The 25,016-nt window shown below is 64.7% G+C and carries 24 protein-coding genes; 8 read left to right on the forward strand and 16 right to left on the reverse strand.

The features are described from left to right. Positions 1–3: 3 nt before the first annotated feature. The 6 genes from ACXI0D_RS06595 to ACXI0D_RS06620 all read right to left on the reverse strand — a co-directional run bounded on the left by ACXI0D_RS06595 (position 4) and on the right by ACXI0D_RS06620 (position 6,249). The gene (locus tag ACXI0D_RS06595; RefSeq protein WP_479642434.1) at positions 4–504 is read right to left on the reverse strand and encodes a GNAT family N-acetyltransferase; all 501 of its coding nucleotides are present in this window, start codon (positions 502–504) and stop codon (positions 4–6) included. A 13-nt stretch (positions 505–517) separates the two neighbouring features. Then, a complete protein-coding gene (locus ACXI0D_RS06600; protein ID WP_049443817.1) occupies positions 518–955 on the reverse strand; it encodes a hypothetical protein in 438 nt (145 codons plus the stop codon). Between the two features lie 70 nt (positions 956–1,025). After that, positions 1,026–2,768, reverse strand: a complete 1,743-nt coding sequence (locus tag ACXI0D_RS06605) for a GGDEF domain-containing protein (protein WP_049443818.1) — start codon at positions 2,766–2,768, stop codon at positions 1,026–1,028. A gap of 162 nt (positions 2,769–2,930) precedes the next feature. Continuing rightward, positions 2,931–3,956 (reverse strand): AI-2E family transporter, encoded by a 1,026-nt coding sequence (locus tag ACXI0D_RS06610; protein WP_101765086.1) that lies wholly within the window; start codon positions 3,954–3,956, stop codon positions 2,931–2,933. Between the two features lie 116 nt (positions 3,957–4,072). Continuing rightward, entirely contained in the window at positions 4,073–5,125 is a 1,053-nt protein-coding gene (locus tag ACXI0D_RS06615) for a sensor domain-containing diguanylate cyclase (protein ID WP_458220366.1), read from the reverse strand. Positions 5,126–5,241: 116 nt separating this feature from the next. After that, positions 5,242–6,249 carry a LacI family DNA-binding transcriptional regulator gene (locus ACXI0D_RS06620; RefSeq protein ID WP_430345106.1) on the reverse strand — a complete coding sequence of 336 codons (1,008 nt, stop codon included), beginning with the start codon at positions 6,247–6,249 and terminating at the stop codon, positions 5,242–5,244. A 95-nt stretch (positions 6,250–6,344) separates the two neighbouring features. Between ACXI0D_RS06620 and ACXI0D_RS06625 the strand changes: the two genes are divergently transcribed. Genes ACXI0D_RS06625 through ACXI0D_RS06645 form a run of 5 tightly spaced genes read left to right on the forward strand, consistent with a single transcriptional unit; the run spans position 6,345 to position 10,977 of the window. Continuing rightward, on the forward strand, positions 6,345–7,397 hold the full coding sequence (locus tag ACXI0D_RS06625; RefSeq protein WP_458220365.1) for a sugar phosphate isomerase/epimerase family protein: 1,053 nt from the start codon (positions 6,345–6,347) through the stop codon (positions 7,395–7,397). A gap of 27 nt (positions 7,398–7,424) precedes the next feature. Then, on the forward strand, positions 7,425–8,642 hold the full coding sequence (locus ACXI0D_RS06630) for a nucleoside permease (RefSeq protein WP_458220364.1): 1,218 nt from the start codon (positions 7,425–7,427) through the stop codon (positions 8,640–8,642). Between the two features lie 12 nt (positions 8,643–8,654). Continuing rightward, positions 8,655–9,779, forward strand: coding sequence for a Gfo/Idh/MocA family protein (locus ACXI0D_RS06635; RefSeq protein WP_101765081.1), 1,125 nt, complete (start codon positions 8,655–8,657; stop codon positions 9,777–9,779). A 19-nt stretch (positions 9,780–9,798) separates the two neighbouring features. Next, positions 9,799–10,662: a sugar phosphate isomerase/epimerase family protein gene (locus tag ACXI0D_RS06640; protein ID WP_479642435.1), complete on the forward strand. Its 864-nt coding sequence runs from the start codon at positions 9,799–9,801 to the stop codon at positions 10,660–10,662. An 18-nt stretch (positions 10,663–10,680) separates the two neighbouring features. Then, positions 10,681–10,977 carry a c-type cytochrome gene (locus ACXI0D_RS06645; protein WP_049398853.1) on the forward strand — a complete coding sequence of 99 codons (297 nt, stop codon included), beginning with the start codon at positions 10,681–10,683 and terminating at the stop codon, positions 10,975–10,977. 30 nt (positions 10,978–11,007) lie between these two features. Here ACXI0D_RS06645 and ACXI0D_RS06650 read toward each other — a convergent pair whose 3' ends face one another. The 4 genes from ACXI0D_RS06650 to ACXI0D_RS06665 are packed head-to-tail and all read right to left on the reverse strand — an operon-like array spanning position 11,008 to position 14,956. Continuing rightward, a complete protein-coding gene (locus ACXI0D_RS06650; protein ID WP_458220391.1) occupies positions 11,008–11,751 on the reverse strand; it encodes a 3-keto-disaccharide hydrolase in 744 nt (247 codons plus the stop codon). A gap of 14 nt (positions 11,752–11,765) precedes the next feature. Then, positions 11,766–12,347: a gluconate 2-dehydrogenase subunit 3 family protein gene (locus ACXI0D_RS06655; protein WP_119007166.1), complete on the reverse strand. Its 582-nt coding sequence runs from the start codon at positions 12,345–12,347 to the stop codon at positions 11,766–11,768. Continuing rightward, positions 12,347–14,032, reverse strand: a complete 1,686-nt coding sequence (locus tag ACXI0D_RS06660) for a GMC oxidoreductase (protein ID WP_479642436.1) — start codon at positions 14,030–14,032, stop codon at positions 12,347–12,349. The genes ACXI0D_RS06655 and ACXI0D_RS06660 overlap by 1 nt, the downstream gene beginning before the upstream one ends. A gap of 27 nt (positions 14,033–14,059) precedes the next feature. Further along, a complete protein-coding gene (locus ACXI0D_RS06665; RefSeq protein ID WP_479642437.1) occupies positions 14,060–14,956 on the reverse strand; it encodes a hydroxypyruvate isomerase family protein in 897 nt (298 codons plus the stop codon). Between ACXI0D_RS06665 and ACXI0D_RS06670 the strand changes: the two genes are divergently transcribed. Next, the gene (locus tag ACXI0D_RS06670) at positions 14,892–15,068 is read left to right on the forward strand and encodes a hypothetical protein (protein ID WP_180886858.1); all 177 of its coding nucleotides are present in this window, start codon (positions 14,892–14,894) and stop codon (positions 15,066–15,068) included. The two genes, ACXI0D_RS06665 and ACXI0D_RS06670, sit on opposite strands and share 65 nt — an antisense overlap. Positions 15,069–15,389: 321 nt before the next feature. Here the strand turns inward: ACXI0D_RS06670 and ACXI0D_RS06675 are convergent, their stop codons facing one another. The 6 genes from ACXI0D_RS06675 to ACXI0D_RS06700 form a co-directional block, all read right to left on the reverse strand. After that, the gene (locus ACXI0D_RS06675; RefSeq protein WP_119007169.1) at positions 15,390–15,935 is read right to left on the reverse strand and encodes an Imm57 family immunity protein; all 546 of its coding nucleotides are present in this window, start codon (positions 15,933–15,935) and stop codon (positions 15,390–15,392) included. A gap of 834 nt (positions 15,936–16,769) precedes the next feature. Further along, complete coding sequence (locus ACXI0D_RS06680; protein WP_135966044.1) at positions 16,770–17,024, reverse strand: hypothetical protein; 255 nt, start codon at positions 17,022–17,024, stop codon at positions 16,770–16,772. Between the two features lie 15 nt (positions 17,025–17,039). Continuing rightward, a complete protein-coding gene (locus ACXI0D_RS06685) occupies positions 17,040–17,849 on the reverse strand; it encodes an RHS repeat domain-containing protein (RefSeq protein ID WP_479642438.1) in 810 nt (269 codons plus the stop codon). A 61-nt stretch (positions 17,850–17,910) separates the two neighbouring features. Continuing rightward, on the reverse strand, positions 17,911–20,157 hold the full coding sequence (locus ACXI0D_RS06690) for a hypothetical protein (RefSeq protein ID WP_479642439.1): 2,247 nt from the start codon (positions 20,155–20,157) through the stop codon (positions 17,911–17,913). Then, positions 20,154–21,626 carry a DUF6531 domain-containing protein gene (locus ACXI0D_RS06695; protein ID WP_479642440.1) on the reverse strand — a complete coding sequence of 491 codons (1,473 nt, stop codon included), beginning with the start codon at positions 21,624–21,626 and terminating at the stop codon, positions 20,154–20,156. Before ACXI0D_RS06695 ends, ACXI0D_RS06690 begins: the two co-directional genes overlap by 4 nt. Before the next feature lie 447 nt (positions 21,627–22,073). Continuing rightward, a complete protein-coding gene (locus tag ACXI0D_RS06700) occupies positions 22,074–22,646 on the reverse strand; it encodes a single-stranded DNA-binding protein (protein ID WP_119007172.1) in 573 nt (190 codons plus the stop codon). A 293-nt stretch (positions 22,647–22,939) separates the two neighbouring features. Between ACXI0D_RS06700 and ACXI0D_RS06705 the strand changes: the two genes are divergently transcribed. Next, positions 22,940–23,971: a LacI family DNA-binding transcriptional regulator gene (locus ACXI0D_RS06705; RefSeq protein WP_049404959.1), complete on the forward strand. Its 1,032-nt coding sequence runs from the start codon at positions 22,940–22,942 to the stop codon at positions 23,969–23,971. 130 nt (positions 23,972–24,101) lie between these two features. Further along, positions 24,102–25,004: an ABC transporter ATP-binding protein gene (locus tag ACXI0D_RS06710; protein ID WP_110711511.1), complete on the forward strand. Its 903-nt coding sequence runs from the start codon at positions 24,102–24,104 to the stop codon at positions 25,002–25,004. The last annotated feature ends 12 nt before the right edge of the window (positions 25,005–25,016 follow it).

A 25,016-nucleotide genomic window follows, 5' to 3' on the forward strand; every position in this document is an offset into this window, starting at 1 on the left:
GCGTCAGCGCAGGTAGCGATACACCAGATCATCGGCGTCACTGCGCACGGCGTGATCGTCCAGCACGCCGCCCAGCCGTTGTGCAACGGCCTGCGACGCCAGGTTGTCCGGTGCCATGTAGCTGACCAGGGTCGGCAGCTGCGCCACCACGAAGGCCCAGTCGCGCAGCGCGCCGGCCGCTTCGGTAGCGAAGCCCTTCCCTTCATGGCCGTCATACAGCAGCCAGCCCAGTTCCTTTTCCGGGAACAGCGGGCCGTGGTTGATCCCGACCTGGCCGATGCAGGCACCGGTATCGGCACGCTCGATCATCAATGCACCATGACCGAACAGATGCCAGCTGGCCAGGTCGTGGCAGAACTGGCCCCACGCCGCCACCTCAGCGAACGGCCCCCCCATGCCACGCGCGCGCGGCGACGCCAGGAACGCGGCATAGACGTTGAAGTCGTCCAGCTGCTGCGGGCGCAGCCGCAGGCGCGCGGTACGCAGGGTGGGAATCTCGAGCATGCCGGGCAGCGACTCAGTACACGGCCAGGTGACCGCAGCCACGACGCTGCGGCTGCCCTTCCATCGTCACCTGCACGCTGGCCAGGGTGTCCACACCTTCGGCATTGCGGCACGACTCGCGCTTGATCTCGACGATGGCCGGCTGCCTGCCAAGCTCGCCGTTGAGCACGATCAGCGAGCTGGGTGCGTCGGCCGGTTGGCCGGGATAGCGCAGCGTGCCCTTGTGGGTACGACCTTCGGCACTGAGGCTGGCATCGTGGTTGCCCTGTCCAGTGGACGTGATCTCGATGCGCCACCCGGCGCCGCCACCGGTGAAGGCAGGCACCGGGCTCACGCCGGCAGCGATGGAGGGATGACGCGGTTCATCGGCAACGGTCTTCGGTGCAGGAGTCGCACAGCCGGCCAGCAGGCCAGTGAGCAGCACGGCGACGGCAATGGGTCGCATGGTCATGATGGGCTCCAGCAGCGGGCGGGCGTCCAGTCTAGGGGCCCCCACGTGCGCCGGTGATGAACGTCGTGCGTCAGCGCGCGATGCGACCACCGCCGGCCACGCGCACGCGATCGCGGCCCTGCGCCTTGGCCTGGTACATGGCCGCATCCGCAGCGCGCAGCAACGTGCGCCAGCCCAGCGCGTCGGTGCCGCCCTCGGCCACACCGAAGCTGGCGGTGACCCGCAGCACCTTGCCACCGACCAGGGCGATGTCCAGCCGCTGCAGCGCCACCCGCAGCGACTCGGCCAGCTGGCGGCCACCGGCCAGATCACCGTCGGCCAGCAACACGAGAAACTCCTCGCCACCATAGCGGGCAATGCTGTCGCTGCGGCGCAGGTGGCGCTGCAGCAGCTGCGCCACCTGCACCAGCACCTCGTCGCCGGCATCATGCCCGTGGCCATCGTTGATCGCCTTGAAGCGGTCCACGTCCAGCAGGATCACCACCGCGCTGTTGCCGCCGTCGGCATGACGTTGCTGCACCATCTCGTCCAGCGCGCGCCGGTTCAACAGCCCGGTCAGCTCATCGGTGCCGGCCAGCTGGCGCAGCTCGCTGGTCAACGCCGAGCGCTCGCGCGACTTCTCACGCAGCACTTCGATGGCATCGAACAGGCGCTGCATCTCGGCCAGCGGATGGGTGACATGCTGCTCCGGGCCGGGCGCTTCCGAGGCGATCTGGATGACCTGCTTCTGCGCCTGCAGCAGCGGCCGCAGGATCTGAAGATGTGCGATGCGCAGCGCCACGCCCAGCACCACCAGCGTGCCCAGCACCGTCGCCACCAGCACCACCAGGCGCGTCGCTTCGCGGTTGCGGGTGCGCTCGAAACGGGCGATGGACACGCTCAGGTAGCCATCGCGCAGCGCTTCCAGCGACTGCAGGGTCGGCACGTAGCGCGTGGTGAACTCGGCGGCGGTCCACGGCGGCGGCACGCCGCGCCGGCCATCTTCGATCAACTGTTCGATCATCGGCAGCGATTCGCCGAAGAACTGCCGGCGTGCCATGTCCCAATGCCAGGACAGCGCCGGATCACTGCGGAACACCGCTTCATGGCTGCCCGCCAGCCGCCACAGCTCCAGCAGGCGGCCTTCGGTCTGCAATGCCGCTCGCACCTGTTCGTCGCGCCATGCCCCCGGCACCGCCACCGGCGCCATCACGTTCGAGGCCAGGCGCCCGCCATGCTCACGCAGGTCGATCAGCACCTGGCCCTGCATCGCCGGAATCGCCGCTTCGCGGTCGGCGCTGACCAGCACGTTGATCTGCGCCGAGGTCAGCACGTGCAGGCGATCGACCACGGCGAACATGCTGCTGATCGCGCGCTCCACGTCCTCCACCCGGCGCGCGCCATGCGGCTGCGCCGCCACCCGGTCCACCGCGGCCCGCGCCGATTGCAGGCGGCGTTGCGCATCGGCCAGCAGCCCATGTTCGTCGACCACGCCAGGGTCGGCGTTGAACACGGTGTCCAGGCGTTGCAGGGCGGTATCGACCCGCTGGCGCGCAACCGCCAGCTGCGCCGCCAGCCGGGCCTGTTCGGCCGCATCGGCGGTGTTGGACCCGAGCAGGCTGTTGGCGGGACCGCGCTCGGCCGACACCAGGTTGGCCAGGTCGAAGGTCTGCCGCAGCTGGCGCAGGCTGACCAGGTTGTCCTCGGCGGCAGTGAAGCGCAGCGTGCCCTGCACCAGCGCGATGGCCATCAACGGCAGCGTACAGACTACGAACAGCCCGGCCAGGATCCAGACCCAGGTCCGCAATCCGATGGGCGACGCCTTGCGGGCCATGCACATTTCCCCTGTCGTGCAGAACACTGTAGCGGCCGCCTGCACAGGCGCCAAGCCGCTACCGGACCAACCGTTGCCGTGGGTATACCGCGCCCGCTGCGAACGCACCGACAAGGCCGCGCGGACCGTGCAAACGGGGCGAATGCGTCATGCCCTGCCGCGTCAGATCCAGCGCTGGTCGACCAGTTCGCGCTTCACGTAGGCATAGAACACCGGCGCGGCGACCAGGCCCGGCAGGCCGAAGGCTGCCTCCATCACCAGCATGGCCAGCAGCAGCTCCCAGGCACGCGCCTGGATCTCGCCACCGACGATGCGCGCGTTGAGGAAGTACTCCAGCTTGTGGATCACGATCAGGTACAGCAGCGCCGCCACCGCCACGTAGAACGAGACCGACAGCGCAACGATGGTGATGATCGTGTTGGAGATGATGTTGCCCACCACCGGCAGCAGGCCGGCAAGGAAGGTGATCAGCACCAGGGTCTTGGACAGCGGCAGGTGCACGCCGAACAGCGGCAGCACGCCCAGCAGGAAAATCGCGGTGAACACCGTGTTGAGCAGCGAGATCTTCACCTGCGCGAACACCACCTGGCGGAACGCGGTGGCCAGGCGGCTGGTGCGCCCGATCAGCTCCTGCGCCAGCGGCCCCATCTTCGGCAGCGGCAGTTCGTCATACAGCGCGATCATCGCGCCCAGCACCATACCGATCAGTACGCGCACACCGACCTGCACCACCGAGGTACCGGCCACGCCCAGCTGGCGCTGATGCTCGGCGGCCCAGTCGTTCAGCGCCGTGCGCAGCGCCGGCATGTCTTCGGGAATATAGGGTTGCAGCAGCGCCGGCACCTGGTGGCGCGAGGTGTTGAGGATCTCCATCAGGCGCGCCAGCAGTGCATCCGGGCCGCCGGTCTCGTTGCGGAAGAACGAGGCCACGCCGATGCCGGCCAGTACCAGCCCGCTGATGATGATCGCCGACAGCACAATCACCGCGATCGCCCGCGCCCGTCCCGGCGGCAGCCTGCCCTCCACGGTGGCGGCCAGCACGTGCGTCAGCTGGAACACCAGCAGGCCGGACAGCAGGGTCACCACCAGGCCCAGCTTCAGCGTCAGCCACATGCCCAGCAACATCATCAGCCACGCCGCGATCCTTGGGATGGGGGGCTTGGGCTGGGCAACAAGGGCGTCTTGCATGGGAGCGCGTCCGGGCGGGGTGGCCCATGGTAGAGGATTGACCCGCCGATTCGGCGTGCAGGCTGAACGGGCGTTACGCTCTCATGCCGTGGCGGCCCTGCCGCCGCCCCATCGACTCACTCTCCGTAGCTGGCCGTGTTCTTGCCCTGCCGCTTGGCGTGGTACAGCGCGCGGTCGGCCAGTGCCAGCCAGTCCTCGACACTGCCGCCCCGCGGCGTCGCGGCAATGCCGATGCTGACGCTGAACTCCACGGCCGGCGTGATCTGGCGCGCGGCCTCGAGCAGATGCAGGCGCACCCGCTCGGCCACGTGCATCGCATCAACGGGCGCACAGTCCTGCAGCAGCACCACGAACTCATCGCCACCCAGCCGCGCCGGGGTATCACCGGGCCGCGCAAACGTACGCAATGTTGCAGCGATATGCCGCAGTACCTCGTCGCCCGCGCGGTGGCCAAGCGAATCATTGATGCGTTTGAAGTCATCCACGTCGAGCATCAGCAGGCAGGCAAAACCGCCCTGCCCCTGCGCCCGGTCCAGTGCCTGCTGCGCACGCAGGATCAGGAAGCCGCGGTTGGCCAGCTCGACCAGCGGGTCCATCCGGCTCAGCCGTTGCAGCTGACGGTTCTGCGATTTGACCCGGCGCGCCAGCTGCCAGCTGAGAATGCTGAGACCGATGCCATACACGAACAGGAACGGCACGCTGAGCACGATCGTGCGCTGCGAGGAAACGGGTTGGTAAGGGAAGCCGAGCGCCCACCAGGTGATCGCGAAACCCAGCACCAGCGCCAGCGTGGCCCGCATCGCCAGGCGCACGCCACCGGCGGCGATCTTGTCGGCGACCAGCAGCGCGGCGAACAACGCGCTGGGGACCGCGCTCAGCGCCATGAAGGCGATCCAGCCGCCGCCGAAGAAGGAATCGGCGACCATGCAGCGGAACTGCACCTGTGCAGGCTGGCGGGCGCGCTGGGTCAGCACCAGCGCGAGTGCCGGCCACGCCAACGCATTGAGCAGCAGCAACACCCAGGCCCACAGGCCGTCCTGGCGTTCAAGAATGATCGAGGCGATGGGAATCGCGCCCAGGCCATTGCCGACGAAGCGCATCCAGCCGATGCGACGTGCCGCGCCGATGCCTTCGACCGCGACTTCCGTCGAGTCAGTCAAGAACGGCATTGCCGACCCCCTTGCGCGATCGCACGTTCCACCCCGGCCCCTGCCGAGCTGTCCATGCCGAGTCTGACAGCTCGGCGTCAATTCGGGATCAAGGACTCACGGCGGCGGCGCCGCCCTCACCCACGCCGGGGCGCAGCCGTCGAACCCCGCAGCATGAAGCTGAACTCCAGCGTCTGCTGCAGCGGCACGTCGACGTGTTCGATGATGGCGAGCAGCAGGTTGACCGCACGCTCGCCAATCTCCCGCATGGGCTGCCGGATGGTCGTCAATGGCGGCGTGAGGTAGCGGGAAGACGCCAGGTCATCAAAGCCGACGATGGACAGTTCGTCCGGCACGCGGATGCCCCGGTCCCGGCAGGCGGCCAGGGCACCCAACGCCATCTGGTCACTGAAGCAGAACACCGCGGTCGGTGCCGGCGTGCCATCCAACAGCGCCATGGCAGCCGCATGGCCGGATTCCACGGAAAAATCCCCCGGCACGATGCTCAGCTGGCGCAGGCGGCCACGCGCCTTGCCGGCTGCCCGCACCCCTTCCAGCCGTTGCTGGTGCAGGGGGTTGTCAGGCGGCCCGCCGACCACGGCGATCCGTTCGTGTCCCAGCCCGTACAGATGCTCCATCACCGCGCGTGCGGCGGCCGCGTTGTCGATGTGGACGCTGGGAATGCCCAGTGCAGGGTCGAACTCGCACCCGTTGACCACCGGCGCGGCGGCGCCGCGCTGCTCGACGATCTCGCGCGCCGTGGGTGGCAGGCGATGGCCGAGCACGATCATGCCGTCGGCCTCGTTGCGCCGGAGCATCTGCGCGTAGCGCTCCTCGCGGTCGGGTTGATGCTGGGTATCGCCCAGCAGGACCGCGTAGCCGACCGCCTGCGCGGCCTCCTCCGCGCCCTGCAGGATCTGCGCGAAGAACGGATTGGCGATGTCCGGGACGGTGACCAGGATCTTGCCGCTGCGCTGGGTCTTGAGCGTGCGGGCCACCGTGTTGGGCACGTAGCCGAGGGCGGCGGCGGCCTGCTCGATGCGTGCGCGGGTGGCGGGCAGGACCTTGTCCGGCCGGGAAAGCGCACGCGACACCGTGCCTGCGGAGACGCCGACGTGCTTTGCGATGTCGTAGATGGTGGCCATGGCGTTAGTTCTCCTGTCCGCTGTGCAGTGCACAACAGGTCCTGCGTGCGCCCCTGCTAGGATAATGCAATCGATTGCATCGAGGGCGAATCACGTTGAAGACGCTCAAGGGTCCAGCGCTGTTCCTGGCGCAGTTCATCGGCGACACAGCTCCTTTTGATCGGCTGGACACGCTGGCCGGATGGGCCGCGGGTCTGGGTTATTCTGGCGTACAAGTCCCCACCAGCGCGCCCCACCTGTTCGATCTGGCCGAGGCGGCGCGCAGCCAGGCGTACTGCGACGACATTGCCGGCATGCTGGCCAGGCACGGCCTGCAGATCACCGAACTGTCGACCCACCTGCAGGGGCAGCTGGTTGCCGTCCATCCCGCCTACGACAGCCTGTTCGACGGATTCGCGCCGCCGGACAAGCGCGGCGATCCGGCTGCCCGCCAGGCCTGGGCGGTGGAGCAGCTTCTGCTGGCCGCCAAAGCCAGCCAGCGCCTGGGGCTGACCGCGCATGCCACGTTCTCCGGCGCATTGGCCTGGCCCTACTTCTATCCCTGGCCGCAGCGCCCACCGGGACTGGTGGAGGAAGCCTTCGCCGAACTCGGCCGTCGCTGGCGTCCGATCCTCGATGCCTTCGACGCCTGCGGCGTCGACCTGTGCTTCGAGATCCACCCCGGCGAGGACCTGCACGATGGTGCGACCTTCGAGCGCTTCCTCGATGTGGTGGATCATCACCCCCGCGCCAAGATCCTGTACGACCCCAGCCACCTGCTGCTGCAGCAGATGGACTACCTGGGTTTCATCGACCGCTACCACGCGCGCATCGGCATCTTCCACGTCAAGGACGCGGAGTATCGCTCCAGCGCGAGCAGCGGCGTGTATGGCGGCTACCAGGACTGGATTGATCGTCCGGGCCGGTTCCGTTCGCTCGGTGATGGCCAGATCGACTTCAAGGCGATCTTCTCGAAGTTCGCGCAGTACGACTTCCCCGGCTGGGCGGTGCTGGAATGGGAGTGCTGCCTGAAGCACCCCGAGGACGGTGCGCGCGAAGGTGCTGCCTTCATCCGCGACCACCTCATCCGCGTGACCGAACGCGCCTTCGATGACTTCGCCGACAGCGGCACGGACGCCGCATCACTGCACCGCATGCTGGGAATCTGAGCCACGACCGCCCCGGGAGGGCAAGCCATGACGCACGCCATGTCGCGCCTGGGCGCGATGATGTTTCTGCAGTTCTTCATCTGGGGGGCATGGTTCGTGACCCTCGGAACCTACCTGGTGCAGGGCCCGCTGCAGGCCAGCGCGAGCCAGGTGGCGACGGCGTTCCTCAGCCAGTCCATCGGCGCCATCGTGGCGCCGTTCCTGGTCGGCCTGATCGCCGATCGCTACTTCGCCGCGCAACGAATCCTCGCGGTGCTGCACCTGGCCGGCGCGGTGCTGATGTGGCTGGCGTCCACCGCCACCAGCTTCAGCGTGTTCTCGGCCTGCGTGATGGGCTACATGCTGCTGTTCATGCCGACGCTGGCGCTGGCCAACAGCGTAGCCATGCGCCACATGCAGTCGCCCGAGAAACAGTTCCCGCTGGTACGCGTGGCCGGCAGCATCGGCTGGATCGTTGCAGGTGTGCTGATCGGCTGGCTGGGCTGGGAGCAGGCGCATCGGCTTGAACTGACCTTCCGCATGGCCGCGCTGGCATCGCTGGTGCTGGGCCTGTATGCGTTCACGCTGCCGCACACGCCGCCACTGGCCCGGCAGCGCGATGCCGGGCTGGGGCAGATCCTCGGGCTGGATTCGTTGCGGCTGCTGAAGTCGCGTGCCTACCTGGTGTTCTTCCTGGCGTCCATCGCCATCTGCATCCCGCTGTCGTTCTACTACAACTTCACCAATCCGTATCTCAACGACCTGGGCGTGCGCGGCGCCGCGGGCCTGCAGTCGCTGGGCCAGGTCTCCGAAGTGCTGCTGATGCTGGCCATGCCGTTCCTGTTCGTGCGGCTGGGGGTGAAGACGATGCTGGCGGTGGGCATGGCGGCCTGGGTCGTGCGCTATGTCCTGTTCGCCTTCGGCGATGCGGGCGGCGGCTTCTCGCTGCTGGTGATCGGCATCGTGCTGCACGGCATCTGCTACGACTTCTTCTTCGTCACCGGCCAGATCTACACCGATGCCCATGCCGGCCCCGCCGTGCGCAGCAGCGCGCAGGGCTTCATCACCCTGGCCACGTACGGCGTGGGCATGCTGATCGGCACCTTCCTGTCCGGCGCGGTGGTGGAGCACTTCACCACGGCCGCCGGACGCGACTGGCAGCAGATCTGGCTGTTCCCGGCCGCTGTCGCGCTGGTCGTGCTGATCGCCTTCCTGCTGCTGTTCCGCGACCGGCCCGCCGTGGCCGCCGCATCTTCCACACCCTGAGGATTCGAGCCGATGCCAACGCTTGGAATCGCCATCGTCGGCACCGGCATGATCGGCGCCGTGCACCGCCGCGCGGCCTTGCTCGCCGGTGCCGAGGTACGCGGCGTGGCCGCTTCGTCAGCGCAGCGCGCGCGTGAGATGGCGCAGTTGTGGAATGTTCCGCGCGCCTACCGGGACATCGAAGAGGTGATCGCCGATCCGCAGGTGCAGGTGGTGCACGTGTGCACGCCCAACCATCTGCACCGCGCGATGGCACAGGCCGCACTGGAAGCCGGCAAGCACGTCATCTGCGAGAAACCGCTGGCGACCACGCTGGACGATGCGCAGGCGCTGGCGGCGTTGGCCGCCTCGACCGGCTTGGTTGCCACGGTCCCCTTCGTCTATCGCTACCACCCGGTGGTGCGCGAGGCGCGCGCACGCATCGCCCAGGGCGATCTCGGGCCGCTGCACCTGATCCACGGCAGCTACCTGCAGGATTGGCTGCTGGACCCGGCCAGCAACAACTGGCGCGTGGACCCGGCGCTGGGCGGCACATCGCGCGTGTTCGCCGACATCGGCTCGCACTGGTGCGACCTGGTGGAATGGGTCAGCGGCGAGCGCTTCACCGAGGTCAGTGCGGCCTTCTCTACCGTGATCGCTGAGCGCAGCGCCGTCAGCGGGCAGAGCTTCAGCACGCCGGCGGCAGGCGGCGCAACGCAGGCGGTAACGAGCGAGGACGTGGCGGCGGCGATGTTCAGGACCGGCGCCGGCACATTGGCGTCGTTGACGGTCAGCCAGGTCTCGGCCGGACGCCACAACCGCCTCTGGTTCGAGATCGATGGTGCCAAGGCCAGCGTGGCCTTCAACCAGGAGGACGCCGAGCGCCTGTGGATCGGCCTGCCCGACCAGCGCGAGGAGATCTTCGTGCGCGGGCCGGGCGCCGGCAGTGCCGAACAACGCCGGCTGTCGGCGCTGCCAGCCGGCCACGCGCAGGGCTACGCCCAGTGCTTCGAAGCATTCGTCGCCGACACCTATCGCGCCATCGAGGGCGAGCGGCCGCAGGGGCTGCCCACCTTCGAGGACGGCGTGCGCTCGGCGCGGATCGTCGATCGTGTCATTGCATCGGCCAGGTCGCGCGCCTGGACTGCCATCGGTTGAAACCCGGGAGGATCTGTTGATGAAAGCCCTTGTCCATGGAACTGCAAGCCTCGTCCTGCTGCTCGCTGCCCTGCCCGCTTTCGCAGTCGAAGCCGCCAGCACGCAGAAGCCGATCGCGGTGCAGATGTACAGCCTGCGCGATGCCGGCTCGCTCGAGCAGCAGTTGAAGATCGTCCACGACGCAGGCGTCCATGCGGTGGAGACGGTCGGCACGCAGAACACCAGCGCGGCCGAACTCAAGCAGCTGCTGGAGCGGTATTCGATCAAGGCGATTTCATCGCACGTGCCGCTGGCCGAGCTGCGCAGCAACCTGGATGGCGTGGTGACCTTCAACCGGTCGATCGGCAACACGACGCTGGTGGTGCCGTACCTGGACAAGAAGGATCGCCCGAGCGATGCCGCCGGCTGGACCGCCCTGGGCCAGGAACTGGGCCGCATCGCGAAACAGGTGCGCGGCAAGGGCATGCGCCTGGCCTACCACAACCACGACTTCGAACTGGCCGACGTCGACGGCAGGACCGGACTGGAACTGCTGTTCGCCGCCGCCGGTCCCGACCTGCAGACCGAGCTGGACCTGGCCTGGGTCGCGCGCGCAGGCCTGGACCCGGCGGTGATGCTGGGAAAATTCCGCGGCCACGTATTCGCGGTGCACGCAAAGGACAACGCGCCCAAGGGCCAGGCCGAAGACGAAGGCGGATTCGCTGCGGTGGGCCAGGGCGTGCTGGACTGGAACGCGATCCTGCCTGCTGCGGCAGCCGCCGGCGTGCATTGGTACATCATCGAGCACGACCAGCCACGCGATCCGGCCAAGGTCATCCAGACCGGTGCGGACTATCTGCGTGAACACCTGACCACCAACGTGCCCGCCCGTGCGCGGCGCTGACGCATCAAGGAGCCCCACATGAAAATGATCCTGGCAATGGCGGTGGCGCTGGGCGGCATGAGCGTTGCGACAGCCGCCTGGTGCAAGGACGACCCGGCTGCAGGTGCGAAGCTCTACACCGCGAACTGCGTGGCCTGCCACGGCGCCGATCGTGCGGGCATGCCGGGCGCATTCCCGGCGCTCACCGATATCGGCAAACGCATGGCACCCGCGCAGATCAAGGAAAAGATCAGCAAGGGCGGCGGATTGATGCCGCCCTTCTCCCAACTGTCACAGCAGGAGATCGATGACATCGCCAGCTACCTGGCGAAGTAAGCGGCCGGCGATCACGCCGGCCGCATGCCCCTACAGTTCGCGCACCCAGATGTTGCGGTAGCTGACCCTGGCGTCATGTTCCTGCAGATAGAGCGGCGCGCACCCATGCGGCGAGTACGACGGCGCGCCGATGTACTCGGTCTTGCCCGCCAGCACCGTGTCGTCCTGCACCAGCACGCCGTTGTGCAGCACCGTGATGCGCGCGGGCGACACAAGCCCGCCGCCCTGCGAGAAACGTGGCGCCTTCCAGAGGATGTCGTAGGCCTGCCACTGTCCCGGTGCGCGCGAGGCGTTCACCAACGGCATGGCCTGCTTGTAGATCGAGCCCGCCTGGCCATTGGCATAGGTCGGGTTGTTGTAGCTGTCGAGCACCTGCAGCTCGTACAGCTCCTGCAGGAAGATGCCGCTGTTGCCGCGGTTCTGTCCGTCGAAGCCCTTCGTGCCGGTGGGCGTGCGCCACTCGACATGCAGCTGGACGTCGCAGAAGCGTTGCCTGGTGCGAATGCCCTTGCTGCCGGGCACGACGGTCATGGCGCCATCGGCAACCTTCCAGGGCACGCGTCCGCCCTGCTCCGACTCCCACGCGGAGACATCCTTGCCATCGAACAGCACGATTGCATCGGACGGGGCCTTGCCCTGCGGCGTAGCCACGGTCGCGGGCACCGGCGTCCACACCTCGGTCTTCTTCGGATCGCGCGCGGCGTCGGCACCGTTCTGCGCGAACACGGGTGCAGCGGCCAGCACGGTGGCCGCGATCAGCACCGGCTTGATCATTCTGTTGCGCTCCATCAGCTGGTCCCCCACGCCGGCGTGCCGGGAACATAGGCGAGGTCGCCGTCGTAGCGCCCCGGCACGGCGACGTACTGCAGCACCCCGGTCGCGCCGACCTTCGAGGTGAAGAAGCCAAAGATGGCCAACTGCTTGAGCATCGTGAAGTAGTGCGGCATCGCCTCGCCCTCTTCAGGCGTACCGGTCTCGGTGACCTCGGCCGTGTGTGATTTTGCTTTTGCTTCCGCATCCAGCGTGCGCAGCAATTCGGTTCGGGCTTCCGGCGTGAGCGACACGAAGCGGCCGCCGGCGCGTCTGTCGATGTCGGCCAGCCCTGCGCGGAACGTCGACTGCTGCCGTGCGGTATAGCAGTCGCTGACGAAGGTCGCCATGAACAGGCCGGCGCCGGCATCCTTCGCCCCTGGCGTCCGGGTCCGCGGCAGGATGGTCTCGGCGATCTCGTCCAGCGTGCCGATATCGGCATCGGAAAACAGGGTCTTCACCGGTGCCGCAGCGGCGTTTCCCTGCGCGAGCGCAGGCAGGCCGACCATGGCCACGCCGGTAGCGGCGACGATCATCTTCAGCAGTTCGCGGCGATCCATCAGAGGTTCCCCGCTTTCAGTTCGCGTACCGCGTGGTCGGCCGCGCGCGCGGTCAGCGCCATGTAGGTCAGCGAGGGATTCACGCAGGCGCTGGAGGTCATGCAGGCACCGTCGGTCACATAGACATTGGGGGCATCCCAGACCTGGTTGTGCTGGTTCAGCACCGAGCTCTTCCGATCACGTCCCATGCGCGCGGTCCCCATTTCGTGGATGCCCTTGCCCGGGGCGTAATCGTTGTCATGCATCTTCACGTCCTTGACGCCGGCCGCCTCCAGCATCTCGGCGGCATCGGCGGCCATATCCTTGCGCATCGCCAGTTCGTTGGCACGCATGGCAACGTCCATCGCCAGCACCGGCAGTCCCCACTTGTCCTTGCGCTCGCGGTCCAGGCGGATCGTATTGTCGTGGTGCGGCAGCATTTCACCGAACCCGGTCATGCCGATGCGCCAGTCACCGGGCACGGTCAGCGCCTCCTTCAGATCGGCACCGATGTTCAGCTCGGCGATCTCGCGCGACCAGCCGGTGCGGCTGGCACCGCCCTGGTAGCCGAACCCGCGCAGGTAGCCGCGCTTGTCGGCCGCGACGTTGCGGAAGCGCGGAATGTAGAAACCGCAGGGTCGACGGCCGAAGTAGTACTTGTCTTCGTAGCCTTCGACCCGGCCCGAGGCACCTGCACCGAAATGATGGTCCATCACGTTGTGCCCCAACTCGCCGGACGAAGAGCCCAGCCCGCCCTCCCACACGTCGGTGGCCGAGCCCATCAGCAGCCAGGTCGAGTTGAAGGACGATGCGTTGAGGAAGATGACCTTGGCGGTGTACTGGTAGGTCTGCCCGGTCTCCGCGTCGATGACCTCCACCCCGTGCGCACGCTTGCGGTCCTTGTCGTAGAGCACTTCCTTGACGATCGAGAACGGCCGCAAGGTCAGGTTGCCGGTCTTCATCGCCGCTGGCAGCGTCGCCGCCTGGGTCGAGAAGTAGGCACCAAAAGGACAGCCCAGGATGCACTTGTTGCGGTACTGGCAGTTGACGCGGCCCTGCTCGGGCATCGGCTTGGTGATGTTGGCGGTGCGCGAGTGGATCATGTGCCGGGTGCCGCCAAAGGCCTTCTTGATACGCGCGGCCACATCCTTCTCGACGATGTTCAACGGGATCGGCGGCAGGAACTCGCCATCCGGCAACACGTCCAGCCCTTCACGCGTGCCGGCGATGCCGGCGAACCTTTCCACATGGTCGTACCACGGCGCGATGTCGGCGTAGCGAATCGGCCAGTCGGTGGCGATGCCATCCTTGAGGTTGGCCTCGAAGTCCAGGTCGGAGAAGCGATAGCTCTGCCGGCCCCACAACAATGAGCGACCACCGACGTGGTAGCCGCGGAACCAGTCGAAGCGCTTGGTCTCGATGTAGGGCGAGTCCTGTTCGTTGGCCCACATTCCTTCCAGGTTCTCGGCCAGGCCGTAGTCACGCATCAGCACCGGAAAGTCGGCCTTCATCGCCTGCGTTGGCCGGTTGCGGTGCGGGAAGTCCCACGCTTCCTTCATCGCATTGACGTAGTCCTTGACGTGCTCGATGTTGCGCCCGCGTTCCAGCATCAGGACCTTCAGGCCCTTTTCGGTCAGCTCCTTCGCCGCCCAACCGCCACTGATTCCCGAGCCAACAACAATGGCGTCGTAGTGATTATCTGCCATGGGTTTCTCACCTGGGTGGATATCGTTTCAGACGTCGCAGAGGCGGATCGCCTCGCGCAATGAGGCAACGGGATCGGGCGCTGCAGGCGTGAACTCCTGCGCCAGATACCCCTTGAAACCGGTGTCGCGGATCGCGCGACAGATGGCCGGATAGTGGAGCTCCTGCTGGTCTCCGATCTCGTTCCGGCCGGGCACGCCCGCGGTGTGGTAATGCTTGAAGCAGGCGTGATGCTTGCCGATGGTGGCGATGATGTCGCCCTCCATGATCTGCATGTGGTAGATGTCGTAGAGCAGGCCGAAGTTGTCCGAGCCGAGCCGCTGGCACAGCTCTACGCCCCAGGCCGAGTGGTCGCACAGGTAGTCGCGATGGTCGACCCTGGAGTTGAGCAGCTCCATCACCAGCACGACACCGCGCTTCTCGGCATGCCCGAGGATGCGCTTGAGGCCGGCCTCGGCATTGGCCATGCCGTCATGGGGATCCATGCCGTTGCGGTTGCCGGAGAAGCAGATCAGGTTGCGGTAGCCGGCGTCAGCCACCAGGTCGATGTGCCGCGTGTAGCGCTCCACCAGCTGGTCGTGGAATTCGCGGCCGGCAAAGCCCTTGGTCAGGCCCAGCTCTGCGCCGTTGCACATCGAGCTGTAGACGCCATTCGCCTTCAGCGTGGGCCAGTCTTCCGGGCCGACCAGGTCGATGGCGGCGAAGCCGATGTTCTTCACCGTCGTGCAGAGCTGGGCGACCGACAGCTGCGGGAAGGTCCAACGCGCCACGGAGTGCTTCAGGTTGCCCTTGAGCGCTGCGGTGGCGGCGAATGCAGGCAACGCTCCCGCAGTACCCAGCGCTACGCCTCCAGCAACCGCCATGCGCAACGCATCGCGCCGCGTGAGGCCCGTCGCCGGAGCCGGTCTGATCGAATGGATGGACATCCACCTGCCGGCCTCCCAACCGGTATCAAACGCAACGATTGACAGCAATGCAATCGATTGCACCATAGGCGAGGAAATTGGATGCTTGCAAGTTGCGGTGCACGAAAATTGATGCTGCGAAGCACAATGCCAACGACATCGCACAGAAAGAAAAGCCCCGCATTGGCGGGGCTTTCTTTTCTAACCAAATCCGTCGCCTGAGATGAAATCTACTGGCTTTTTCCTCAAGCGAGCGAGCAAAGTCAGTAGAACTTCGATGCCCCGAGCCAAGGCATTGGCCCTATGCATCCGGGCGCACCCTGCCGCCAGGGCCCAGCACCGCCTCGGAGCCGGCGGATTGAAGAGCTGTATAGCTCGTGACGTCGAGCGACAGTAGTCAACCAAGCCAAGGCTTCGCGAATCACCTACGCATCAGCTCTTTCCGACGACCGACTCAGAAGCCGTCACATTCACCGCCTGCATTGGCTAGTCGGACAGCTTCACGCAGGGATCGCTGGATGTCCGCCACTGAGTTGCAGATATTCTCGGGCGCCACGTCGAACTTCGCGGCGCCGGCCCGACGTTTGAAAGCAGCAAATTCGGACATGCATTGCCCTGCCAGCTTCTTGGCATCCAGCTTCGGCGCAGCCTGAGCCACTGAATTTCCATGCGCGGCGAGGTAGCACTTGTAGTCCTCGGAAAGCGCTCCATCCATACGGAATCGCGACAGCTCAACCAAGTGCCGAGGAGCGGCAGCACTCCTGCTGCCCCCTATCAAGGCGAGACCAAGCTCAGCACCGTCTGCTCCTGCACAAGCATATGGCGTCTGAGAGCACAGCGACTTGCTCTCGGAACTTTTGTGCACCACCAGCGAGGCAAGAATAGAGTGTTCGGCCATCTCGATATCCGCCGCGAGTCTTTCTGACAGCGGACGGGCGGACACGGAAGACCCAAGCAGGACGCAAAGGACGAGGCACGAAATTTGCGCAGTGGTATTCATCGGCTCACCAGAAACGTGGGGGAAGACGTGTAAACTGATCCATTACCTGCAGAGTACTCCCTGGCTCATCGTCGATTAGCTCATTGAGCCTTTTCAGATCGGCAGCGGTGCCAGTCACGCACCCCTCGGAACAGAAGTGCGGCCCAAGGGACGGACCAAAGGCGTTTGCACAGCTGTGTGACCTTATCAGGGATCTGCCAAATGTATTGGTTCCTGGAGCGGGCTCCAAGGCTCGGCCATTGGGCTTGCTTTGGTGAAGAACGGCGCAATTGGGCATAGGCCCGCAGAGACCGTGTCCGCAGGATCTGCGACAGCCCCACGCCAGCTCGCTAGGCCTATACCCGTCCTTCGCACGCCGTCATCAAGACCCGCCGAGACCATGCACAGATCGATAGTCGAAACGGGCCGATGCTGATGATTGCTTCCGCGGCCAGCGATGGACTCGAGCAGACGTCTTCCCGTGTCGTTCTCCGTTCTCAAATCTGATTCGCTCAGGTGTGTCGCCAGTCATCTATCAACATCTCGCTGTAGGAGAAGGATGGATCACGGCGGGATTCTGCCAGAAACTGATGTTGCTAACGAAAAAGGCCCCCATCCATAAAGATGAGGGCCTCTATCAACACCAAAACCGTCGAGTAGGAATCAGAACGGTTGTGACTACCAAATGTGTAAACAAATCCTCGCTGGTCAGGCAAGGAAGGCGTTCTGTTCGATTGAGCTTGTTCGAACGTAAACATCTGCACTCGTCAGGTGCCCCCGTCAGTCAAGAGCATCGACACGGCCCGGCAGGCGCACGCGCCAAGGTTATCCCCGCGTTCATGCCATTCCTTTACTTCATCCAGGCCCAAGAACTTCGCCATCCTCATCATCCAAACCAAGGCAACGCCTGCCCTGAGGAGAATCAAAAACAATGTTCTCGCCTAAAAGCTTGAAGAAATCATCGAAGACAGCGTTGCCAGCCACACACGGCCCGGAGGGCAATTCCACCGAGGTATATAACTCTCGACGCCGGGGGAAAATCCTGTAAATCGATAGAACCCTAGTATCTTCATCTATCTCAACAAGGTGGGAATAAACTTCAGAATTCATGGACTTCCACCTAAATTAATTGTTCCACACATCAAATACGGGAACGTGCTCTCCTCGCAAGCAAGCCGCATATCGCTGTGCGGCGGAAGCGTAGCACCTTGCGGCTGCTTTTGAACTTCGGCGCTTCTTTATCGCTCTACACACTGCCGTCTCTTCTGCATACCTCTTGTCGCAGTGGTCATCTTCGTCGCTCTCCTCCGTAGAGCAAGCTTGCTTAAGCACAGCCAATGACATCTGCGACGTAGCGCTATTGGGGTTAAGCCAACCGTTGGGACCGAGCCCCATCATTTCTTGGAGCATCAAGACCTTCTTGATGGAGTCCAAGTTGATTTTCGGTCCAAAATCCCAATTGCCGTTCGGATTGCTGAGGTCGGCCCCATTGTACGCCCCAACGGCACCCGGGGCGCCCGTGACCACCGGGGGCGGGGGCAGTAAAGGAATTGCCAGCATCCCATCGGGGTCAACTGATGCGAGTGGGTTGCCCTTCACGTAGCCGTAGGTGCTGATTCCCCCCTGCAATCCGAGCGGGTCTGACGTCACGAAGCGGCCACTGGCGGGATCGTAGTCACGCTGAACGTTGTAGTGAAGGCCGCTCTCAGCGTCGTATCTCTGCCCAGGGAAGCGCATCGCGAACTCAAAAAGCGTGCCGTCCTGGTCCGGATCCTCGTTTGGTGCCGTCGCACCGAACGCTTCCCCCTTCAGATCCCAAGTCCAAACTGCGACGTCACGGGCTGGGTCAACGACAACGCGAGGGGTGCCCAGATGATCCGGCTGAACGTAGTAGAGCGCGCTACCCTTCAGCAATCCGACAGGCAGGTTGTCCAACCAGATCACCTGCTGACGCGCAATACCCGCCTGGTCGTATTCCCCCAGCCATTGCCCGCGCTCATCGGAGACTCAGTGCTGAGGCACCTCCGGCCTTACGGGCTATCTGCTGGCCAAGATCGTTGTAATGGTATTCCGCAGCAACCGTGCCGTTTCGCTTCACCGCACTCAAGCGCCCCATTGCGTTGTAAGCAAACTCGCGATCCACGCCCTGGATCGAAAGCGTGTTGCCGGCCGCATCGTAGGCACGCGACACGCCCGCAACGCTTTGCAGGCGATGACTGTCGGACGGATAGGCATAGGCCTGCTCAGCTCCATTGACCTTCGCAGACGTGCGATTGCCCGTGACGTCGTAGGAGTAACTGTCGATGATCGAGCCAGTGGCCGCATCCTTGAAGGCAGTCAATCGGCTCAAGGCGTCGTAGGTCAGCGATACGGACGTTGCCCCAGTCCCTCCGGAGGTGAGGCCGGTCAACTCGCCCACGGCACTGAACGAGAAGGCTGCATTCAGTGCTCCCGAGCCACTGCCGATCAACGCCGACGGACGGTAATCCTGGTCGACGTCTCGCGCCAACGTACGCCCGTTGCCGTAGGCCCAGCCCGCAGAGGGGCCGAAGGGATGGCGCTTTGCACTGGAAAGCAACACGACACGAGCAGCACCCGGTCGAGTCACACCGATCTCGGTGACCGTGCCGGCCGCATCTCGCTTGTAGTCCGCCACCGTTCCGTCAGGATAGGTGACAGAACGAAGTCGGCCAGCATTGGTGTAGGCATAGCTGACGCCCACGCTCTGCCCCGATGACGTCTGCACCTTGCGCGTCACATTGCCGGAGCGATCGTAGCAATACTGGGTTTTAGCGCCGTCATCCTGCATGGATGAGAGCCGCCCGGTTGCAAACGACTCATCAGGTGAGCAGATGGTCTCGACTTGGTCATACACGTATGACGCAACAATCGCTTCGTTCCCATAAACCTTGCGCACCACGCGCCCCAGGGCATCGTATGTGTAGCTGCTAGCCGTGCCATTGGCGTCAACCTGCTTCGCCGGCTGCCCTGCACTGTTGTAACTGGCAGTGGTTGCGCCCGTGTCAGGACTCTGGCGGTTCAACAGGTCGCCCAGCCCTGAATAGCCGTAAATGGTCGCCAGGCCTTTGGGATCGACCACCTTGGTGGTCCGGCCTTCGACGTCATACTCGTATCGCGTCTCGACCGCCATTCCGGAAACGTCCTGAAGCACCCTGCTGGGCCTTCCATAGGGATCGTAGTCAAACTGCGTCTTGCGCTTCAGGGCATCGGTGATGAGCTGGACGTTGTTCGCCAGGTCATAAGTAAAGTCGGTTGAATTCCCCGCTGCCGTCTTCTGGGAGACCAGTTGCCCCAGCTTGTTGTAAACGCGAGAGAGCGAACGCTTCAGTCCACCACCTGCGTCGAACACCTCCTCTTTGGTGCGATTGCCTGCCACATCGAGGGTGTAGCGAATGTTGTTCCCGGCCCCGTCATTGATCTGGACGAGACGGTGCGCATCATCGTAGGTGTAACTGAGGGATACTCCATCGGGGTCAACAATCGAGGCGACATTACCTGTCGCATCATAGGAAAGGGAGGTCACGCGATCGTTGGTAGACGCAGCTCCGTCCACGCTGTTCCGCTCGGTTATCGCAGTGAGCTTGCCTCGAGTGGAATAGCCGAAATCATGGATCGTGCCCGTCGCGTCCCGAAGACGCCTGACACGTCCATTTCGGTCGTAGGCCAGCCGTGTCGTCACTTGACCGAGAGCATTGGTCTCGGACTGAAGGTCACCAGCGCGGTGGCAGGAGCCCCCGAAAACGCCGCAACCCGACTCATCCTCGGTCAGGTAGTAGCTGTACCTGGTAACGTCCTGAACATCGGACCGCGGCCCGTCTTCGGAAAGGACAAGACCGACTTGCGGGCATTGGGTGGCATCCACCGCCGAGCAGTAGGCGGTGGTCCATTGACGAACCCCAGCGGGTGCATTGGTTGCAGTTCCGCACGCATACCCGACCGCAGCCGAATTGGCAGGATCCACCTCGCACCGCGCGACCTCCAGGCCCAACGCGTTGTACTTCCATGAACTGCTGGAAACGGCCACGCCCGCAGAGTTCTTTACCACCCGACTCAGGGGCAAACGCAGTGCGCTATCCCACGTGGTCGTCGTGGTGCGCTGCTGGGGGGTGTCGGCGGCGTCAACCTGTTCGGCCAGCAACCCGTCTGCCGTGTAAGTGGTCCTTGTAGTGATTCCCTTGAAGTCCGTGACCGACGCCGGGTAGCCGTTCACGTCATAGGTCATGGTCTTGTAGGGTGGTTGCATTGGTCACCACAGGCGGCCGAACCGCCCGCGGGCATCAAACGCCCCTTTCCTGTATCCACGAAGCCCAATTTGGAAGTGGCTCCGAGTGGCCCCTTGACGGTGACTGGCAGCGTTCCCTTCCAGGTGGAAGCGGCGTAGTCCAGGGTTGTGATATCAACTCCGCCAGCGAACTCAGCGTGATAAGCGCGATGGTTGTAGTCGAATTTAATGGTCTCGTAACGGATGCCTTTCTCATCCACAATCCCTGTGAGGAAGGACGTACCTGAGACAGTGGGGCTGTTGGCTGTTTCGTTGTAGATGTAGCCCTTGCTTGTGGCGTCCGGATAGGTCACCGAGGCAAGCTGTCCTGCGGGGTTGTAGCCAAACGCTTGCGATGAACCATCTGGCAACATCATCGTGGTCAATCGCGATGAAGCATCATACTTAAAGCTCAAGGTGCGCCCGCTGACGTCGCCAACGGTCAACAGGAGCCCAGCGACTGGCGCCACATCTGCCGGCGTGGTTGCGTCTGAATACTGCAAGGACAGAAGCTTCCTGCCTGCAGAGTCATAGACCTCCTTCAGCAAGCCTGTTGCATCGTAGACTTCGGTTTGGCGGTTCGCCGCCAACTGCAATGCATAGCCGGTGCCCGCCTCTCGATCAACGAGCACGTCTGCCACATCGGCGTCGACAGTCCAGCCGCTTGGGGTTCGTGTGAACAGCTCTGAACTGCCATCCGGCCGAATGGCACGAATGAACGTGCGGTCCCCGGCCGCTCCCGTGGTAGGTGCAAGCACCTCGAGTCGCCGATCAAAAAGATGGCGCCACTGACGACCCAAAGAAGAACCCGGGGCACGAGCAGAACTGTTGTAGAACCGCCGGAACATCAGGCCTGACGGAGACTCGAAGTCCGTTTCCTGCCGATAGAAGTTGCCAGTGGAGGTATTGATCGGATCACCCTCAAACGGGCTTCCTGGATCACGGGCATTGGCCTTTGAAGCACTGTCAGCAGCACCTCGAGCCCCAGTTCCATCGGTAGCGGAGCCAAGCCCAGCCGAACAACGCTTCTGGCACCCGCCGAAATTCTTCTGGGGCTGTCCAATCAGTATCTCGGAAGCAAAGACGTTGTCACTAACACTCCCATTGACATAGATCGTCGCAGCCCAACCGTCGGTGCCGTATCGCACCGTGACAACGGGCGGCTTGGTGCACTTGGGGTCCTGTTGGCAAGGGGCTTGGATCTTCCCAACCAAGAAGTTGACCGCCGCACCTATGCTCTCAAACGAGCCAACGCCGCGAAACGACTGAACCGTGTAGGGAGGGCCGTAGTAGGTGGCTGCCCTTGCAGTCGATGTACTGCCTAATGCTAGGCAGAAGGAGACAATGGCGGCAGCCTTGTGGCTGCGCAGGGCATTGCAAATGCCATTGGTACACACTCCATGTGAAAGACAACTGGCAAGTCCGGCCAAAGGATTCCATCCGACATCAGTCCTTAATGCACGGAACGAACATGTTTTCCCCCCAACCTTGCTGGGGATGGGCAAATCCTAGAGCAAGCTAATGACAGATTTTGTGCGACAAGACAAGCTTTGGAGAAGCACACCGCAATTGAGCATAGGCCCGCGGTAACCGTGTCCACAGGGTGTGCGACAGCCCCGCGCCAGCTCGTTAGGTTTATGCCTGTCCTTCGCACGCCGTATCAAGACCCGCCGAAGCCATGCACCAGCGATGGGCTCGAGCAGACGGCTTTCCGGTGCCGCTCTCCATTCTGATTCGCTATGGTGTGTCGCCAGTCATCCATCAACACCCTGCCGCAAGTAGAAGGTTAGATCACGGCTGGATTCTGCCTAACGAAAAAAAGGCCCCCATCCATAAAGATGAGGGCCTCTATCAACACCAAAACCGTCAAGTAGGAATCAGAACGGGATATCGTCGTCAGCGAAGTCGTCCATCGGCGGCGCCTGCTGCGGCTGCGGGCGCTGATTGCCACCCTGGTTGCCGTAACCGCCACCCTGGTTACCGCCCTGGTTGCCATAGCCACCGCCCTGGCCGCCACGCTGGCCACCGCCACCGTACTCCTGGCGCGGCGCCTGCTGGCGCTGCGGACGATCGCCGCCGTAGTTGCCACCACCGCCGCCACCGCCGCCGCCTTCACCGCGGCCGCCCAGCATCTGCATTTCATCGGCGATGATGTCGGTGGAGTACTTCTCCACGCCGTCCTGGCCGGTGTACTTGTCGTAGCGCAGGCTGCCTTCGACGTAGACCGAGCTGCCCTTGCGCAGGTACTCGCCGGCGATCTCGCCGAGCTTGCCGAAGAACACCACGCGGTGCCATTCGGTGCGCTCCTGCTGGTTGCCATCCTTGTCCTTGCGGACGCTGGTGGTAGCCAGGCTGATGCGGGTGATCGCCATGCCGCCCTGGGTGTACTTCACGTCCGGGTCGTTGCCGAGATTGCCGACCAGGATGACTTTGTTGATGCCGCGCGCCATAGGTACCTTCGTCCGTTGTCCAGGGGCAGACCGCCAGTGATAGCACAGCCCCGGCCGGGGGTGCAGTACGCTGGGCCGCCCCTGTTGAAATTTGGGGGAGTGCGAGAACGATGCATCTTAGCATTGCCGCCGCCATCCGCCCGGCCGGAAGACCCCGGCGGCACCGGAGGTTTGGGCTGATTTCCTTGTCCGGCAATGACTTACCCTCGCCTCGGCGGACATCGGGAAGGGCATCCGCGTCGACCCATGGCATCATGCCCGGGCACCTTCCACCCTGCCCCTTCCGCGTGCCCATGACCATCAAAGGCAAAGCCACCTCCCTGGACATCGCCCACCTGGCCGGGGTTTCCCAGCCGACCGTGTCGCGCGCCCTGCGTGGCAGCCCGATGGTCAACGCCGAGACCCGCGAGCGCATCCTGCGCATCGCCCGCGAGCTGAACTACAAGGTCGACAAGAACGCCTCCAGCCTGCGCCTGCGCAATGCCGGCACGCTGGCCCTGCTGTTCTTCGAGGACCCGACCAACGACGACTCGCTGATCAACCCGTTCTTCCATTCGATGCTGGGCTCGATCACCCGCGCCTGCGCCCTGCACGGGCAGGACCTGCTGGTCTCGTTCCAGCAGCTGTCCACCGACTGGCAGGCCGATTATGAGGACAGCAACAAGGCCGACGGCATCATCCTGCTCGGCTACGGTGACTACCACGAATCGCGCGACCGCCTGCAGCGGCTGGTCGAACAGGGCACACATTTCGTGCGCTGGGGCGCCGCCCTGCCCGGCCAGCCCGGCGTGTCGATCGGCAGCGACAACTTCCAGGGCGGGCACGACATCACCACCCACCTGCTGCAGCAGGGCTGCCGCCGCATCGCCTTCCTCGGCCATGCGTCCAGCCACTACCCCGAATTCCAGGAACGCTACCGCGGCCATGTGGCGGCCCTGCAGGAACACGGCCTGGCGGCGGAGCCGGCGCTGCAGCACGATGCGATCACCACTGAAGCCTCCGGCCAGGAGGCCTGCCAGGCGCTGCTGGCGCGCGGCGAACCGATCGATGCGATCTGCGCGGCCAGCGACCTGATTGCCATCGGCGCGATGCGCGCCCTGCGCGAGGCCGGCCGACGAGTGCCGCAGGACGTGGCAGTAACCGGCTTCGACGACATCCCGCTGGCGGCTTCGGTGTCCCCGGCGCTGACCACCGTGCAGCAGGACACCAAGCAGGCCGGCCAGCTGCTGGTGGAGCGCCTGCTGGCACTGATCGGGCGGCAGCCGGTGGACAGCCAGAGCATCCCGGTGAAGCTGGTGGTACGGGAATCGTCGCTGCGCGGGTAGGCACCCGCAGGGCCGGTGCGCCGGCCAACGCACGACGGCCGGATTCTCCCCCCATGACCAACGGCGGATGCGCACGGACGCCGATGCGCGGATAACGCGCAGACATCGCCCAGGGAAAGGTGTACGTCGCATGCTGAAGATCGATTCGCTGTCCAAGACGTACGCCAACGGCGTGCATGCCCTCAACAACGTCACCCTGGACATCCCGCGCGGCATGTTCGGCCTGCTCGGCCCGAACGGCGCCGGCAAGTCCTCGCTGATGCGCACGCTGTCGACCCTGCAGGAGGCCGACAGTGGCACGGCCACCCTCAGCATTCCGGGTGAGGCGTCGATCGACGTGCTGCGCGACAAGGACGCGGTGCGCCGTCGGCTGGGCTACCTGCCGCAGGACTTCGGCGTCTACCCGAAGGTCAGCGCGCTGGACCTGCTGGAGCATTTCGCGGTGCTGAAGGGCCTGACCCAGCGTGCGCAGCGCCGCGAGGTGGTCGATGGGCTGCTGCAGCAGGTGAACCTGTGGGACGCGCGCAAGCGCAAGCTCGGCACCTACTCCGGCGGCATGCGCCAGCGCTTCGGCATTGCCCAGGCACTGCTGGGTGACCCGCGGCTGGTGATCGTCGATGAACCCACCGCCGGCCTCGACCCGGAGGAACGCAACCGCTTCCTCAACCTGCTGGCGGCGATCGGCGAGAACGTGGCGGTGATCCTGTCGACCCACATCGTCGAGGACGTGACCGACCTGTGCCCGACGATGGCGATCATGAACAAGGGCCAGGTACTGCTCACCGGCCGTCCTGCCGAGGCCATCGACGCCCTGCAGCACCAGGTCTGGCGCAAGCAGGTCGATCCTTCGGAGCTGGCCGACCATGAAGCACGCTACGTGGTGCTGTCGACCCGCCTGGTCGGTGGCCGTCCGGTGATCCATGTGCACAGCGCCAACGACCCCGGTGACGGCTTTGCGGCCGTGGCACCCGACCTTGAGGACGTGTATTTCCAGCGCCTGCGCCTGCAGGCCCGTGCCCGCGCGGCAGCCTGAGCGGAGCACGCC

Source organism: Stenotrophomonas sp. C9D9 (assembly GCF_056491205.1).